The organism is Streptomyces sp. PTY087I2, assembly GCF_001687325.1.
Classification (GTDB): domain Bacteria; phylum Actinomycetota; class Actinomycetes; order Streptomycetales; family Streptomycetaceae; genus Streptomyces.
In genome coordinates, this window is record NZ_LZRD01000041.1 from 1 (window position 1) to 16,768 (window position 16,768).

Sequence of the window (16,768 nt, forward strand, 5' to 3'; positions counted from 1 at the left end):
CACCAGCGTCCCCGGGACCACCGCGTGATCGGTCGCGTTCCATCCCTCGACCACCCACCCCCGCTCCACCGCGGAGAGCACGTCCAGCTCACCGGTCCGTACCTGCGGGTCCGCCGCGACCGTCTTCAGCAACCGCACCAGACCCGCGGCCAGCCGGCCTGCCGTCTCCTCGTCGAACAGATCCCGGGCGAACTCCAACCGCCCCGACACACCCGCCGCACCACCCTCCCCATCCCGCGACTCCACGAGCCGGAAGAAGAGGTCGAAGCGGGCGCTCCCGGTGTCCATCAGCTCGGACTCGGCTTCGAGCCCCGCCAGATCCAGCCGCGAACCATCGCTGCTCTGTACGTCGAGCGCGGTTTGGAACAGCGGGTGCCGGGCCAGCGACCTGGCCGGATTGATCTCCTCCACCAGCCGCTCGAAGGACAGGTCCTGATGCGCGTACGCTGCCAGGTCGCTCTCGCGTACCCGGTCCAGCAGTTCACGGAACGTCGGATCCCCCGACGTGTCCGTACGCAGCACCAGCGTATTGACGAAGAACCCGACCAGATCGTCCAGCGCCGCATCCGTACGCCCTGCGATCAGTGAGCCGATCGGGATGTCCGAGCCCGCACCGAACCGCGACAGCAGAGCCGCCAGACCCGCCTGGACCACCATGAACAAGCTGGCGCCGCTGGCGGCCGCCAGATCCCTGAGCTGTTCATGGGTCCGCGCGGGCAGCTCGAACAGGACGCGCCCCCCGTCATGGGTGGCCACGGCGGGCCGCGGCCGGTCGATCGGCAGCGCGATCTCCTCGGGCAGCCCGTCCAGCGCCTCGCGCCAGTAGCGCAGCTGCCGGGCCAGCTCGCTGCCTTCCTCGGCGGCGTCGCCCAGCAGGTCGCGCTGCCACAGCACATAGTCGGCGTACTGCACCGGCAACGGCTCCCACACCGGCTCCCTGCCGGCACACCGCGCCGCGTACGCGACGGACAGATCCCGGGTGAACGGGGTCACGGACCAGCCGTCACAGGCGATGTGATGGACCACGAGCTGCAGGACGCACTCATCCTCGGCCGGTACGAACAACCGGGCGCGCAGGGGTATCTCGGCGCCGAGGTCGAACCCTTCCCGGGCCTCCTCCGCCAACGCGGCCTGAAGCCGGTCCCGGGTGACCGGTACGACGGGCAGCGCCACATCCGCGGCCACCGGGTCGAGGATGAGCTGACGTGCCTGTCCGTCTGCTTCCGGGTGGATCGTGCGCAGGCTCTCGTGACGCGCGACGACGTCGTTCAGAGCTGCCCGGAGCGCCGGGGTGTCGGGCTTGCCCAGCAGCCGGATGGCCACCGCTTCGTTGTACACGGAGTCCTGGCCGCCGAGTTGGTTGAGGAACCACAGCCGCTGCTGGGCGGGGGACAACGGGATCTCCGCCGGGCGCTCGGCGGCGACGAGCGGCTGCCTCGCGCCCCGAGCCCCGGCCAGCTGCTCGACCAGGCCTGCGACCGTCGGGTTCTCGAAGACGCTGCGGAGCGGGATCTCCGCCTTGAAGGCCTTGCGCACCTTGCTCACCAGCTTGGTGATGTGCAGCGAACGTCCGCCGATGAGGAAGAAGTTGTCGTCGACCTCGACCTTCTCCGTCTCGAAGACCTCCGCGGCGAGAGCGCAGACGATCTCTTCCTGCGGAGTGCGGGGGCGGTGCGCCGGGGCGTCTCCGGCCGAAGACAGCTCCGGGGCGCCGTCCTGCCGGCTGCTCTCCCGGCTTGCGGCGAGGGATGCCCGTGCCCGGTCCCGCACCTCCTGGGCGCGGTCGGAGACGGCGAGTGCGTCGACGCGCTGCTGCGGGCCCGCCTCCGAGAGTTCCCGGAGGAACGTCAGGAAGCCTTCTTGGTAGGCCTCCAGAGCGACCTCGTCGTAGAGGTCCGCGTTGGCGTCGCAGTCGATCTGCAGACCGGCCTCGGTCGTGCGGTCGTAGATCAGGAAGGACAGGTCGTCGGTCGGCCCGGTGGCCAGCGTGCGGGGCCGGGAGGGGACCTCGCCGAAGGACAGCTTGTGGTCGAACATCATGAGATTGACGTGCGGGCCGACCAGTCGGCGGTCTGCGGCCAGCATGCCGAGTTCCTGGCGGATGTCCTCGTACGGGTAGCGCTGGTGGCGGGTGGCTCCACGCAGCTCGGCCGAGACCTGGTGCATCAGCTCGGCGACCGTGACGCCGTCGGGGAAGGCGATCCGCAGGGGCAGAACGTTGGACACCATGGACGGCACGCTCAGCGCGGTGCGGCCCAGCCGGTTCGACACTGGCAGCCCGAGGATCACTTCCCGCTCGCCGGTCAGCCGCTGGAGGTAGGCGGCGACCGAGGCGAACAGCACCGGTGGCCAGGAGGTCTCGGCCGCACGGCCGAGGTCGCGCAGACGGTCGGTCTCCCGCTGTGGCAGGTGCGCGGTCCGGTGGACGAGCTCGAACACCGCACCTGGCTGCCGTCCGGACAGGCTGACCGGCTCGGGCGCGTCGGCCATTCGTTCCGCCCAGTGATCCCGGTCCCTGGCCCGACGCTCGGAGCCCTGGTACGCGGCGTGCTCGTCGAGCAGGTCGGTCAGCGGCGCGAAGGGACTGTCGCCGACAGGGAGCCCGGACGCCAGTGCCGAGTAGATCTGCGGTACGCGCTGCGCGATGACGACGACGGTGTAGCCGTCGGCGATCAGGTGGTGATAACGGTAGAACCAGAAATGCCGTTCCTCGCCGACCTTGAGCAGGGCGAACAGGAACAGCGGGTCCCGCAGGGGGTCCACCGGGCGGTCCAGCTCCGAGGCCATCCAGGCACGGGCGGCCGCCTGCGGATCGTTCTCGGTGGTGAAGTCGAGCCGGACGGGTTCGAAGGCGAAGTCCGCCGCGGGCACCACTCGTTGGGTCGGCTCACCGTCCGTGTGATCGAAGCGGACGCGCAGCGTGTCCGCCTCCTCGACCACGTGGCGCATGGCCTGTTCAACCAGCTCCGTGTCCAGGGAACCTTCGATGTCGAGGTACTCGCCCAGGAGGAAGACCGTGTTCTGCGGATTCAGCTGCTGTGCGTACCAGATACCCGACTGGGCGGCAGTCAGCGGCAGGGAAACGTCCTGTCGTACGGACACGGCTAGTTACCTCCATTGGCGCCGCGGACAAGCTGAATGAACTGCGTCGCGACCGAATTGCGGTAGAAGTCCTGGGTGGAGACCCGGGGCAGCCCCCGGTCCCGCATCTCCCGGAGCAGCCGGATCACCAGCAGCGAATTGCCACCGAGCTCGAAGAAGTTGTCGCCGGGCCCGACCTCGGTGCTCAGAATGCGGCTCCACAGCGCGAGCACCTCGTCCGCCAAGGGGTCGGCGGGCCCGGCAGCCGGTGCGGCGGCGCCCCCGGCCGCGTTGCCGCGGACGGCCGGCTCGGGGAGGGCGGCGGTGTCCACCTTGCCGTTGATGGTCAGCGGGATGGCGTCCACCCGGGTCACCGAGGCAGGCATCATGTAGTCCGGCAGCACACCGCCGGCATGGGTGGACACGTCGGCCTCGGACACGCTCGCGTCGCCGAGTGACACATACGCGTCGATGCGTGCCGTCGCCGTGTCACCCGGGGTTTCGTACCGGAGCACAACCGCCGCCCCCGACACGGCCGGGTGGCCCAGGAGTACATTGCGGATCTCGTCGAGTTCGATCCGGTGGCCTCGGATCTTGACCTGGTTGTCCAGCCTGCCCAGATGGTCGAGCCGCCCGTCCGGCCGCAGGCGTCCGCGGTCGCCACTGCGGTAGATCCGACCGCTGCCGTACGGGTCGTCGACGAAGCGCTGCGCGGTGAGTTCGGGCTGGTGGAGATAGCCCTGCGCCACGCCCGCGCCGCCGACGTAGATCTCCCCGGACGCCCCCGCCGGCAGCACACGGCCCCGAGGATCGCGCACCGACAGGGACCAGCCGGGCATCGCCCGCCCGACGGATCGGGTCCGGGCGACGACGTCGGCGGGCTTCACGGTCTGCTCCGTGACATGGACCGTGGTCTCGGTGATCCCGAACATGTTGGAGAGCCGGCAGCGGGTGTGGGAGTGGCGGGCGAACCACGGCGCCAGCATGGAGACGTCCAGCGGTTCACCGCCGAACACGACCAGACGAAGGGCCAGCGGCGAACGCAGTCGGCCGTCGGCCTCGATGAACTGGGCGAAGGCGGACGGGGTCTGGCTGAGCACGGTCACGCCCCGTTCGACGACCAGGTCGTAGAAGAGCTCGGTGTCCCGCGTCACCCAGTAGGGCACCACGACGAGTTCACCGCCGGTCAGCAGGCAGCCCCAGATCTCCCAGACGGAGAAGTCGAAGGCGCTGGAGTGGAAGAAGGTCCATACGTCGGATCCGTTCAGCTCGAAGTCCTCCCGGACGCCTTCCACCAGGGCGGCGACGTTGCGGTGCGGGACGACGACGCCCTTGGGGCGGCCGGTGGAGCCGGAGGTGAAGATGGTGTAGGCGGCCGCCGATCCGTCCTCGGCGAGCGGAGGCAGTTCATCGGCCGCACGGTCGGCGAGGGCGATCAGATCCGCCGGAGAGATCACCTTCACCCCCTCGATGCGCGGGAACGTGCCGACGGCCCCGACGACGATCCGCATCCCCGCGCTGTCCACGGTGTAGCGCAGGCGTTCCTCCGGGTAGCGGATGTCCATGGGGACGTACGCGCCCCCCGCTTTGAGGATGCCGAGGAGGGTCGCGACGAGCTCCGCCGTACGGTCCATGGCCACACCGACGAGACCGCCGGGCACGACGCCGAGCAGGCGCAGTCCCCGGGCGATCCGCTCCGCGCGTTCGTCGAGCTGCGCGTAGCTGAGCCGGGTGTCACCCTCGACCACGGCGGGAGCGTCCGGCCGGCTGCGCGCGACCTCCGCGAACAGCCCGTGGATGGTGCGGTCCTGCGTGCCCGGGGCGGTGACGGAGGCGGTGACGCCGCGGTCCACGGTCTCCAGCGCCTCGCCCTCGGACATGAGATCGACACCGGCGAGGGTGCCGCCCTCGCCGACGGCTCGTCCGCGGTCGGCCAACTGTTCCGCCACGTGGGCGACATGGCGTGCGAAGGCCCGGGCGATGCCCGGATCGGTCTCGCCCTCGTCATAGCTGAGGACGCCGGAGACCGAGCGGTCCGCTTCGCGTCGCCAGTGCAGGACGAGAGGAAGCGGCGGTGCGAGGAATGGCCGGTAGTGCACGCCGGGCCGCTGCGTGCTGACGTACACCCCCACGGTGGGCACCGGCCCGCGGTCGCCGAGCGGAACACCGTCGGTGGCGTGCCACTGGGCGACGTACGCGGCGGCGTCCTGGTCCTCGTCCACGGGTACGGAGAACACCGGGGTCCCACCGTCGGTGTCCTCCGGGTCGAACACGGCGACGGCGGTGTCCTCCCCCGCCGAGTACCGGGCCAGCACCAGGCCGACGGCGGCCAGCAGCAGCTCGTCGGACGGCTCCTGGGCCTTGATCTCCACCCCTGCCGTGCCCGTGCGGCCCGTGCGGGACGGTTCGCCGAGACCCCATGCGACACGGGGGCGTTCGCCGCCGGCGGGCGTCGCCCGACGGTCCGCCACGGCCGGAGCGTCCGGTCCGGTTCCTCCCGGCAGGGACACCGCCAGCTCCCGCAGCTCCCGCTCGCTCAGCGCCGCGCGCCGGGCGACCAGTACGAGGTCGGCCGGGCCGTCGGCGTACCGCAGCAGCACAGCACGGACCGGGGGGCCCGACAGCGCGAGCGGCCTCCCGGCCTCGGTGTCCCGGCGCGCCTGTGCGGCCGGGGACGAGGAGGCGGCCGGGACGGACTCGTGCCAGAGGCGGATGCCGCCCACGGTCCTCGGAGCGGCAGCGCCGTCGGCGACCCGAACGGTGAGGCTGTGGCACGACCTCGCCCGGGCGGCCGGCAGCCGGCCCGCACCGACGGGAACGGCCACACGGTAGCGGACAGCTGTCGACATATGCGGACTCCTGCGGGGCGAAGGTGATCGAAGCTAGGGGCGGGGCAGGGCAAGGGTGGGGCGAAAGCGGGGAGACACCGCTCAGCGGGCGGTGAAGCCTCCGTCGACGGTGACCGTGGTGCCGGTCACCTGGCGCGAGTCGTCACCCGCCAGCCAGAGGGCGGCTCCCGCGATGTCGTCCGGCTCGACGAGCCTGTTCATCGGCTGTGCCTGTACGAAGATCTCCTCGTGCTCCTCGACGGCCACATCGAGGGAGCGGGCGATCTCGGCGAGCATGCGGCCCTCGACCAGCGGGTCGTCCCGTACGGAGCCGGGGCAGAGCGCGTTGACGCGTACCCGGTGCGGGGCGTAGTCCAGGGCGGCGGCCTTGGTGAGGCCGATCAGCCCGTGCTTGGCGGCGACGTATCCGGCGAAGTGGCGGTAGCCGACGAGCCCGGCGGTCGAGGCGATGTTGATGACGCTGCCCTCGTTCCCGGCGACCATCGAGGGAACGACGGCCTTCATCATCCGCCAGGCCCCGGTGAGATCCGTGTCGACCATCAGATCCCACTCGTCCTCGGTGATCTCGTGGACCGCCTTGCCCGAAGGGGCCGCGATCCCGGCGCCGTTGACCAGCACCTGCACGGACCCGAACCGGTCGAGAGCCTGGTCGATAGCCGTCCGGCACGCATCAGGGCCGCGGACATCGGCGCTCAGCGCGAGCACGGCGGCCCCGTGGCGACGGCAGAGGTCGGCGGTGTGCTCCAACTGCCCGGTGGAACCGAGGGGATAGGGCACCCCGTCGAGGTCCTGCGCGATGTCCAGCAGGACGAGGTCGGCGCCCTCCTCGGCGAACCGGGTGGCGCAGGCGCGGCCGAGGCCACGCGCCGCACCCGTGATGACGGCTGTCTTGCCCTTCAGCTGCATGGTCCGGGCCTCTCAGCCGAGCGTGCGGGTGATGGCGGCCAGCAGCGGCGCCGGGTCGTCGGCCAGATACATGTGGTGGCCCGGGATCTCCTGGAACCCGAACTCCGCAGCGGTCGCCTCCCGCCACTCCTCGGCCTGTTCCCTGGTCACCAGGTCGTCCGTGGTACCGCGCAGCGAGGTGACGGGGATCCCCAGCCGGTCCCGGGACAGCGGCCGGTAGTTCTCGTGCATCTCGACGTCGGCACGCAGCAGCGGCAGCAGCAGCTCCCGCATGTCGGGGTCCTCCAAAGCCTCGTGCTTGTAGCCCGCGAACGCCTCGACCTGGCCGAGGAACGCGTCGTCGTCGAGGCCGGTGGCCCGGTCGCTGCGGCCGGTCCACGGTCCGGGGGATCCACTGACGAAGAGGTGGACGGGCCGCGTGGCACCCTCCCGGTCGAGGTTGCGTGCGATCTCGTATGCGAGAACGGCCCCGAGGCTGTGGCCGAACAAGGCGACACGGCGATACCCCCGGGTCAGCTCGGCGACCCCCGAGGCGAGCTTCTCGCCGGCCACGACGGCGTCGCGGAAGAGCTCGTCGAGGAAGAGCTCCTCGCGCCCCGGCAGCTGCAGGGGGATAACGTCCGGGCTGCCCTCCGGCAGGTCCTTCCAGCCTCGGTAGAACCCGGCGCCCCCACCCGCGAAGGGCAAGCACACCAATGCGCAGTCCGCACGGCCTCGGGCATCGCCGTAAAAGGGGTCGGTAGCCATCGTCAATGTCTTCCTTTTTCGACGAAAGAAAAGATCCGGCGGGCAGGGCTTGCACCCGGCCCGTGCCATCCTGCGGGCGGCAGCTTTTCCCCGGCAATCTCCTCGGCAACAAGCTGCCATCGGCAGCAGCACCCGCCGCCGCCCCTCATGGCAGTTTGCTGCAGCGCCACTTGAGGGGATTACAGGTCGGCCACCATGCTGAGGAAGTCATTATTCTCAGACGCCGGTGCGAACTTCGACCCGCCCACAGGAATGGCTGCGCGATATGCCTGCGGGGCCCGAAACACGTCGCCGCGAAGCCTCATCGAAGCCGGACCCAAGAATTCCTGACAGGGGAGCGCCATGACCGCGTACGACGTCGAATACATAGAGATCTATGCAAGCGACCGGAAGTACACCATCGACTACTTCGTCTCCTCGTTCGGGTTCACGGAGGTGGCCCGGTCGACGACGGCCGGCCGGGATTCGGTGCTGCTGCGTCAGGGCGGCGTACAGCTGGTCGTCACGACGGGGCCCGACACCGAGGACTTCCTCTCGCTGCACGGTGACGGTGTCGCGGACATCGCGTTCGCTTGCGAGGACGTCCTCGGCACCCTCGACGGTGCGCTCGCGGCCGGCGCCACGCTGCTGAGCGAAACCGCCACGGGAGCACCGGTCGTCTCCGGATTCGGCGTGGTCCGCCACACGCTCGTCCAGCGCCCCGCGGGCAACGCCCCGGCGTTCCCGGCCGACCGGGAGTGGACAGCGTCGGCCACCGCCCCGGCCGCGGCCCCGGAGACGCCCGTGCTCCGCAAGCTCGACCATGTCGCGGTGTGCCTCGAAGCGGGCACCCTGCGCGACGTCGTCCGCTTCTACATCGAGGGCTTCGGCTTCACCCAGTTCTACAGCGAGTACGTAACCGTCGGCGAGCAGGCGATGGACTCGATCGTGGTGCGCAGCCCCTCCGACGACATCACCTTCACGATCATCGAACCGGACACCACCAAGAAGTCGGGCCAGATCGACGAGTTCCTGGACCGCAATGGTGGCGGCGGTGTCCAGCATCTCGCCTTCCTGGTCGACGAGATCATCCCCTCGGTCCTCGAGTTCCAGCACCGCGGAATCGAGTTCCTGCAGACGCCCGGCACCTACTACGACGCTCTCGCGGAGCGCATCCCGAGCCTCGAGACGGAGATCGCGGGCCTGCGCAAGGCAAACGTCCTGGCCGACCTTGACGAGTGGGGCCACCTGCTGCAGCTGTTCAGCCGTTCCCCCTTCGAACGGCGCACGCTGTTCTTCGAGCTCATCCAGCGCCAGGGCGCGCAGGGCTTCGGCAGCGCCAACATCCGCGCGCTGTACGAGGCCGTGGAGCGGGCCCGGGAACTCGCCTCGTGACGATCTCCGGGCTGCGGCTGACGGCGAAGCCCCCGCTGACCCTCGACGACTACGCCGAGCTGGCACGCACCGCGGTGGACCCGGACGTCTGGGACTTCATCCAGGGCGGGGCCGGCGAGGAGCGGACCCTGGCCTCCAACGTCCAGGCCTTCGACCGGGTGCGGTTGCGTCCCCGGGTCCTGTCCGGGGTCGCCCGCGCCGATGCCTCCACGACGGTGCTCGGCCGTCGCTGGGCGGCGCCGCTGGGCATCGCGCCGATGGCGTACCACACGCTCGTCCGCCCCGAGGGGGAGCTCGCCACCGTACGGGCGGCGGGCGCGGCGGGCCTGCCGACCGTGGTGAGCACCTTCGCCGGACGGACTTTCGAAGAACTCGCCCGGGCCGCCTCGTCGCCGCTGTGGCTGCAGGTCTACTGCTTCCGCGACCGGGCCACAACCCGGCGCCTCATCGAACGGGCGGAGAACGCCGGCTTCGAAGCCCTGGTCCTCACCGTCGACACTCCCCGGCTCGGCCGGCGCCTGCGAGATCTGCGCAACGACTTCCGGCTGCCGTCGGGCATCGCGCCCGTCAACCTTCCGGACGCCGACTACTCCTCCCCCGCCGACCACGGCCGCGCCGAGATCGATCCCGCGCTGGGCTGGTCCGTGGTGTCCTGGCTCCGGTCGGTCAGCACCCTGCCGATCCTCCTCAAGGGGATCATGACGGCCGAGGACGCGGAGCGCGCCGTGGCCGCGGGCGTCGACGGCGTCGTCGTCTCCAATCACGGGGGCCGGCAGCTGGACGGCGGGCAGGCGACGCTGGAGGCTCTCGGCGAGATCACGTCCTCGGTTGCGGGCCGCTGCCCGGTGCTCGTGGACGGCGGCGTCCGCCGCGGTACGGATGCCCTGGCCGCCCTCGCCCTGGGCGCCGACGCGGTCCTGCTGGGCCGGCCGGTGCTGCACGGTCTGGCGGTCGACGGCGAGCGGGGCGTCTCGCAGGTGCTCGACATCCTCGTCGAGGAACTGGCCGACGCGCTGGTGCTCACCGGCACGGCCTCGGTGGTCGACGCCGGACCCTCGCTCCTGGACGGATCCACCGCTCCTTCCGTCCGGCTCCGGGCCCCGACCCCGGCACCGGCCCCGGTGGCGGAGCCCCGGCGATCCTCCGGCACCGGCCTGCGGAAGGAGGAGCTGCACCGCAGCGTCTCCGCCCCGGTGCTGGACACGATGAACTTCCTCAACGAGATCACCGGGCGCTTCCCCGACGCGGTCTCCTTCGCCCCGGGGCGCCCGTACGAGGGGTTCTTCGAGACCGAGGACGTCTTCACACACATCCGCCGCTATCTGGACCACTTGCGGGAGAGCGGGGTCAGCGACGACGGCATCCGTACCGCCATCTATCAGTACGGCCCCACCGCCGGTCTGATCCGTGACCTGATCGCCGACTCCCTCCGCAAGGACGAGGGGATCGACGTCCCGCCCGCATCGATCGTGGTCACGGTCGGAGCCCAGGAGGCCATGCTGCTCTCCCTGCGCGCGCTGTTCGCGCGACCGCGGGACGTGCTGCTGGTCGCGAGCCCCTGCTATGTGGGGATCACGGGTGCCGCCGAACTGCTCGACATCCCGCTGCGGGAGGTCGCGGAGCGGGAGGACGGGCTGTCGATCGCCGATGTGGAGGCGGCGGTCCGGGAGGAACTGGCCGAGGGACGTCGGCCGCGGGCCTTCTACGTGGTGCCCGACCACTCGAACCCGTCGGGGAGCACCCTGTCCGCGCAGCGCCGTACCGAGCTGCTGGAACTCGCCGCGCGGTACGACCTGATCATCCTGGAGGACAGTCCGTACCGGCTGGTCAGTGACGGCGAGCAGCTGCCGACGCTCAAATCGCTGGACCGCGGGCAGCACGTCGTGCATCTCGGCTCCTACTCCAAGACGGTCTTCCCGGGCGCGCGCATCGGCTTCGTGATCGCGGACCAGCAGGTGCGCGACGATTCCGGCGCCACCGGCCTGCTCGCGGACGAACTGGCCAAGATCAAGAGCATGGTGACGGTGAACACCCCGCCGCTGAGCCAGGCTGCGCTCGCCGGCATGCTGCTGGCGTCCGACGGCCGGATCTCGGAGCTGAACACCGGCCCCGCCGCACACTACGGTGACGCACTGCGGGTCACTCTCAAGCAGCTCGAACGCCGCTTCCCCGGGGCCGGCCGGGACGCGTCGGGGGTGAGCTGGAACGAGCCCAGCGGCGGATTCTTCCTCACCGTCCGCGTCCCGTTCGTCGTGGACAACGCGGCGCTGCTGCGATCCGCCCGCGAGTTCGGCGTGATCTGGACGCCCATGGCGTACTTCTATCCGCATGGTGGTGGCGACCATGCCATCCGGCTCTCCTTCAGCTACCTCTCGCACAGCGAGATCGAGGAGGGAATCGCGCGGCTGGCGCGCTTCATCGAATCGGAGACGAGGCGCGGGAGATGAGGACCGCCAAGGTCATCGGAACCGGACTGATCGGGACGTCCATCGCCCTCGCTCTGACCCGACGCGGCGTGAAGGTCCACCTGGACGACGAGGACACCACCGCGGCCAGAACCGCCGAGGCGATGGGAGCGGGGACTCTCGAAGAGCCCCGTGAGCCGGTGGACCTCGCTGTGCTCTCGGTGCCGCCCACCCAGGTCGCCTCGCTCCTGACGCGCGTCCAGCGCGCCGGACTGGCCCATGCCTACACCGATATCGCCAGCGTCAAGGGGCTGCCGCGCGACGAAATCCTCGCCGCCGGAGCGGATCCGGTCACCTACGTCGGCGGCCATCCCCTGGCGAGCGAGGGACGGCCCAGCCCGCTGGCCGCGAGACCCGACCTGTTCGAAGGCCGCTGGTGGGTGCTCACCCCATCGGAGGTCTCCGACCGGAGCGTGCTCAACCGGGTCCTGGAACTCGTCGCCCTGTGCGAAGGGGTGCCGGTCATCATGGACACCGAGCGGCACGACCTCGCGGTCGCCCTCACGACGCACGCCCCGCACCTGATCGCCACGCTCATGGCGGCCCGGCTGGTGGACGTACCGGACAACAGCGTCCGGCTCTCCGGCCACGGACTCCGGCATGTGACTCGGGTCGCCGCGGGCGACCCGGAGTTCTGGCGGGACGTGCTGGAAGCCAACGCCGATGCCGTGGCGGATGTCCTGGACGCGTACGCGGCCGATCTCGGCGAGGCGGTGGGTGCGCTGCGCGGGCTGCGCAGCACGGACCGTGAGATGCGCGACCGTGCCGCGGCCGGCCTGGACGACCTCCTCAAACGCGGCAACGAGGGTCAGGCCCGGGTGGCGCACTGGCCGGGTGCACCGCCGAGAGGTCTGGTGTCGGTGCCGGTGATCATGCCGGACCGGCCCGGTGCGCTGGCCCGGCTGTTCAGCGCCGTCGGAAAGGCAGGCGTCAACATCGAGGACGTGCGCATCGATCACGCGCCGGAGCAGCCGCGCGGGCTGATCGAGATCTTCGTCGACCAGCAGGCCGCCCCCGGTCTTTCCCGGCTCCTGAGCGTGGAGGGGTGGGCCATGCCGGATACAGATGTTCTGGTCACCGACCGCCGCTGAGCCGAACGGTATTCACATGGCAGCTTGCTGCACCTTCTCTTGAGCCGGTTCCCCACCACAGCCAGGGTTTAGGCGCAGGTTCGGAACCGATCAATCTCACCCCACTGACCAATCCGCCTGCAATCCGGGGGTGGCCCTGTGCCGGAATTCCTCCCATCGAGGCGATCAGACCGAAGGACAGGTATGTCTCCAGCGCTTCCCGGTAATACGCCGGCACGGCACCGCGTGGTGCTCACCGGATTCGGCGTGGTGTCCAGTATCGGTATCGGTGCCGTCGAATTCACGGAGAGTCTCAAGGCAGGGCGCAGCGGGGCGAAGCCGATCTCGATTTTCGATGTCGAAGGTTTCGCCCACAGCAACGGGTGCGAAGTCGCGTCGTTCGACCCCGGGCAGTGGATCACCAACACCCCCTTGCAGAGCCTCGGCCGCGCCAGCCGCTTCGCGGTGGGCGCGGCCCGGATGGCGCTGCAGGACGCCGGCCTCGATCCCGCCGCACTCACCGACCGCCGCGGACTGATCTCGGTGGGCACGACCGACGGCGAATCGTACGAACTCGATCAGCTCGTGGAGGTCGAACTCGCCGACGGGCCGGAGCAGATGGACCCGGAAGTCGTCCGCAGGGTCTCCCCGGTCCGGCTCTCGACAGCCATCGCCCAGGAGCTGGAACTCACCAACGTCGAGGCCCAGACCATCGCGACGGCCTGTTCCGCGGGCAACTACGCCATCGGGTACGGGTTCGACGCGGTGAGCTCCGGCGAGGTGGAGTTCGCTCTGTGCGGCGGCGCCGACGCCATGTGCCGCAAGACCTTCACCGGCTTCTACCGCCTCGGCACCATCGCCCCCGAGTGCTGCCAGCCCTTCGACGTCGACCGCAAGGGCATCCTCACCGGCGAGGGCGCCGGCGTCCTGGTCCTGGAAACCCTGGAATCCGCCCTCACCCGCGGCGCCACGATCTACGCCGAGGTGCTCGGCTACGGCCTGAACTGCGACGCGTACCACCAGGTCGCGCCCAACGGCGACAGTGTGGCCGCCTGCATGAGCATCGCCCTGGAGAACGCCGGGGTGAAACCGGAGGAGGTCGATCTGATCTCGGCCCATGGCACCGGCACCAAGGCCAACGACATCACCGAGGCCCGGGCCATCCGCGGCGTGTTCGGATCCGCGCCGCCGCGCACGATCTCGCTGAAGTCGATGCTCGGCCACACCATGGGAGCCGCGAGCGCGCTCGGCGCCATCGCCAGCGGTCTCGCCATCACCCACGGCTTCGTCCCGCCGACCATCAACCACACCGAGACGGATCCGGAGTGCGAGATCGACTGCGTGCCCAACCACGCCGTCGAAGCGGACCTGCGCATCGTGCAGAACAACGGCCTGGCGTTCGGCGGCAACAACGCCATTGTCATCCTCGGCAAGTACGAGGAGACCGCCGCATGAGCTTCCCCATCACCGGGCTGGGCGCGGTGGCCAGTATCGGCCGGACGCCGGAAGAGATCTTCGACGGCCTGTGCGAGGGCCGCACCGGACTCGGTCCCCTGCGCGCCTTCGACCGGCAGCGGTTCAACGCCCAGCAGCTCTTCGAGATCGACGACAGGGTCGCCGGGGAGGACGAGCCGGGCCGCGCGTCGCGCTTCCTCGTCGAGGCCGTCAGGCAGGCCGCCGACGCCGCCGGTCTCGGCGAAGATCTGAGCGGCGTTCCGGTGCTGGTGGGCACCGGGCTGCGCGAACACCGTTCGCTGGAGCTGTGGTGGCGCGACGGCGTGCCCTTCGACGCCGCCGGGCTGGACTTCGGTCCCGCGCTGCGGGAGCGGTTCGGGACCGTGGACAGCCACACGTTCGCCAACGCCTGCTCGGCCTCGCTGTACGCGCTGGCCCTCGGCTGGGACCTGCTGGAGCAGGGCGAGGCGGACACGGTCGTCGTGGCCGGCTGCGACACGGTGACCGAGTCCATGTTCGGCCAGGCCGACCGGGTGCAGTTCGACCCGCCGCCCTCGGTGCGCCCGTTCGACCGCGAGCGTCAGGGCACCATCCTCGGTGAGGGGGCTGCCGCCATCGTGCTGAGCCGCACCCCGGCACCGGGGCGCCCGGCACGCGGCTGGCTGCGGTCGGTGGCCGTCAACTGCGACGCCCGCCACCCCACCGCACCGGACCGGGAGGGCATCACGGCATCGGTCCGGCAGGCCCACGCGGCGGCCGGTGCGACCCCGCAGGAGATCGACCTGGTGCTGATGCACGGCACCGGAACCCCCGTCAACGACCTCATGGAGGCCGAGGTGACCGCCGAGGTCTTCGGCGCCGCCCGGCCCGCCTTGACCGGTATCAAGGCGGGGACCGGTCACACCTCCGGCTCGGCCGGGCTGATGAGCCTGCTGGTGGCCGCACAGAGCATCACGAGCGGCCGGATCCCGCCGGTCGGCGGGCTGAGTGAGCCGCTGCCGGAGGCGAGGGAACTGCACCTGGTCCGTGGCACTCAGCTTCACCGGCCCGTGGAGGTCGCCCAGGTGAACGGTTTCGGGTTCGGCGGGGTCAACGCCGTGGCGATCGTGGCAGGTGCGGCATGAGTGCGGCGATCACCGGCGTCGGCGTGGCACTGCCCGGCGTCACGGCTCCCGAGGGGCTGCTCGCACCGCCCGTCCCCGGTGCGGCCCGGGTCGACCCGGCCGCGCTGATCGGCAAGAAGGGGTTGCGCTACAAGGACCGGGCCACTCAGCTCGGCCTGTGCCTGAGCGTGTCCGCGTTGACCGATGCCGGGCTGCTGGACGCCACCGGGCGGCCCACCGCTCCGGGTGAGCGGGTCGGGGTGGTCGTGAGCACCAACCTGGGCAACGCCGACACGGTCTGCCGGGCGGTCGAGACCATCGCCAAGGAGGGCACCCGGGGGCTTAGTCCGATGGACACCCCGAACGCGTCCAGCAACATCACCGCCTCCGAGATCGCCATCCGCTTCGACCTGCGGGGACCGAACCTGACGGTGTGCAACGGCGTCACCTCCGGTCTGGACGCCGTTCGCTGGGCCGCTCTGACCGTACGTTCGGGCCGCGCCGACCACATGCTGGTGGTGGGCGTGGAGCCGGACAACGAGGTGACCCGGGCGCTCATGGGCGGCCCGGTCGTGGACGGCGGCGCGGGGCTCGTGGTGAGCCGTGCGGCCGGGAGCCGGGCCCACGCCCTGATCGGCCCGCAGGTCCGCACCGCCGGGCTCGCCGCGTGCGCGGAGGGCCTGGCTGCGGCGGCCCCGGGCGGCGGAGTCTGGCTGACCGACGATCCGGCCCCGGTCCCCCCGGGCGCGGCCCGTCTCGATCTGCGGGGCTGGGGCGAGGCCTCCGGCGCGCTGGGCGTCCTCCAGTGCGCCGCAGCATCCGCATGGCTGGCACAGGACGGTACCGAGCCGGCGTACGCGCTGCTCGGCGGCGCCGACGTGCCCTCCGCCGGGCTCGTCCTCCTGCCGGGCGGCCACTCCTGATGAAGCAGATCCTGCTGCTGCACGGGCTGGGCAACAACGGCGCGATCTGGTCCCGCCTCCAGGACCACTGGCGCGACGACGTAAGGGTGCACGCCCCGGACCTGCCCTGGCGCAGCGATGGCATCGACGCGTGGCGTTACGAGACCGACTCGGCGAGCCGTGTCGAGGAGGTCATCTCCGCCGTGCCCGGCGGCCCCGATCTGGTGGTCGCCCACTCGTTCACGGTGCTGCCCCTCCTGGAGCTGCTGGGCCGCAGGGCGCTGAGCGGCGAGCCGGCCGGCCTCTCGGGCATCGTCCTGGTCACGCCGTTCTACCGGCGGGATCCGGACGACTTCCACTGGAACATGATCGCTCCGCTGCTGGCCAACTTCCCCGAGACCATGTCGGAGGGCATCCGCCTGCAGTCGGGCGACCGGCCCATCGACCCGGATCTCCGCGCCGACATGGCGCGCAGGCTCTGCGAGTGGATCGGCCCCTACGGCTGGCTGCGCTTCTTCGACGCCTACCTCAACTCGCCCCGGCTGCGCCCGGATCTGATCACCGTGCCCGGTCTGGTGATCGGTGCCGAGGGTGATGCCACCGCTCCCGTCGGCGAGGCCCGGCTGCTGGCCGCCGACCTGGCCGCGGGTGAAGCACTCGTCCTGCCCGAGGGCGGCCACTTCCCGATGCTGGAGCATCCCCGCTGGTTCACCGGCTCCGTCCAGGAGTTCCTCGACCGCACCGCGGCCGGGTACGGGCCCGCGTCACCGACGTACGCATGAGAACCGAACGATCCGAACCACACCGACATGAATG

General features: G+C 70.9%; 11 protein-coding genes. 7 read left to right on the top strand and 4 right to left on the bottom strand.

From position 1 onward, the window contains the following. From A3Q37_RS31655 to A3Q37_RS31670, 4 genes are all read right to left on the bottom strand, one after another. Positions 1 to 3,102 (bottom strand): condensation domain-containing protein (locus A3Q37_RS31655; protein ID WP_255311998.1); only part of this gene is annotated, 3,102 nt, incomplete at its 3' end. Between the two features lie 2 nt (positions 3,103 to 3,104). Then, positions 3,105 to 5,930 carry a non-ribosomal peptide synthetase gene (locus A3Q37_RS31660; RefSeq protein ID WP_079138075.1) on the bottom strand — a complete coding sequence of 942 codons (2,826 nt, stop codon included), beginning with the start codon at positions 5,928 to 5,930 and terminating at the stop codon, positions 3,105 to 3,107. Between the two features lie 81 nt (positions 5,931 to 6,011). Further along, entirely contained in the window at positions 6,012 to 6,836 is an 825-nt protein-coding gene (locus A3Q37_RS31665) for a mycofactocin-coupled SDR family oxidoreductase (protein WP_065489935.1), read from the bottom strand. A 12-nt stretch (positions 6,837 to 6,848) separates the two neighbouring features. Further along, positions 6,849 to 7,529 (bottom strand): thioesterase II family protein, encoded by a 681-nt coding sequence (locus tag A3Q37_RS31670; protein ID WP_369691478.1) that lies wholly within the window; start codon positions 7,527 to 7,529, stop codon positions 6,849 to 6,851. Positions 7,530 to 7,925: 396 nt separating this feature from the next. Here A3Q37_RS31670 and hppD point away from each other — a divergent pair, with 396 nt between their 5' ends. The 7 genes from hppD (at position 7,926) to A3Q37_RS31705 (ending at position 16,734) form a co-directional block, all read left to right on the top strand. Beyond that, the gene (gene hppD / locus A3Q37_RS31675; protein WP_065489939.1) at positions 7,926 to 8,957 is read left to right on the top strand and encodes a 4-hydroxyphenylpyruvate dioxygenase; all 1,032 of its coding nucleotides are present in this window, start codon (positions 7,926 to 7,928) and stop codon (positions 8,955 to 8,957) included. Continuing rightward, positions 8,954 to 11,404, top strand: a complete 2,451-nt coding sequence (locus A3Q37_RS36135; RefSeq protein WP_218064578.1) for an aminotransferase class I/II-fold pyridoxal phosphate-dependent enzyme — start codon at positions 8,954 to 8,956, stop codon at positions 11,402 to 11,404. Before hppD ends, A3Q37_RS36135 begins: the two co-directional genes overlap by 4 nt. After that, complete coding sequence (locus A3Q37_RS31685) at positions 11,401 to 12,513, top strand: prephenate dehydrogenase (protein WP_065489941.1); 1,113 nt, start codon at positions 11,401 to 11,403, stop codon at positions 12,511 to 12,513. Before A3Q37_RS36135 ends, A3Q37_RS31685 begins: the two co-directional genes overlap by 4 nt. 183 nt (positions 12,514 to 12,696) lie before the next feature. Continuing rightward, positions 12,697 to 13,947 carry a beta-ketoacyl synthase gene (locus A3Q37_RS31690; protein WP_065489944.1) on the top strand — a complete coding sequence of 417 codons (1,251 nt, stop codon included), beginning with the start codon at positions 12,697 to 12,699 and terminating at the stop codon, positions 13,945 to 13,947. Then, entirely contained in the window at positions 13,944 to 15,071 is a 1,128-nt protein-coding gene (locus tag A3Q37_RS31695; protein WP_065489945.1) for a beta-ketoacyl synthase N-terminal-like domain-containing protein, read from the top strand. Before A3Q37_RS31690 ends, A3Q37_RS31695 begins: the two co-directional genes overlap by 4 nt. Further along, positions 15,068 to 15,973 (top strand): beta-ketoacyl synthase N-terminal-like domain-containing protein, encoded by a 906-nt coding sequence (locus A3Q37_RS31700; protein WP_065489947.1) that lies wholly within the window; start codon positions 15,068 to 15,070, stop codon positions 15,971 to 15,973. Before A3Q37_RS31695 ends, A3Q37_RS31700 begins: the two co-directional genes overlap by 4 nt. Beyond that, positions 15,973 to 16,734 (top strand): alpha/beta fold hydrolase, encoded by a 762-nt coding sequence (locus A3Q37_RS31705; RefSeq protein ID WP_065489948.1) that lies wholly within the window; start codon positions 15,973 to 15,975, stop codon positions 16,732 to 16,734. The genes A3Q37_RS31700 and A3Q37_RS31705 overlap by 1 nt, the downstream gene beginning before the upstream one ends. Positions 16,735 to 16,768 lie beyond the last annotated feature (34 nt).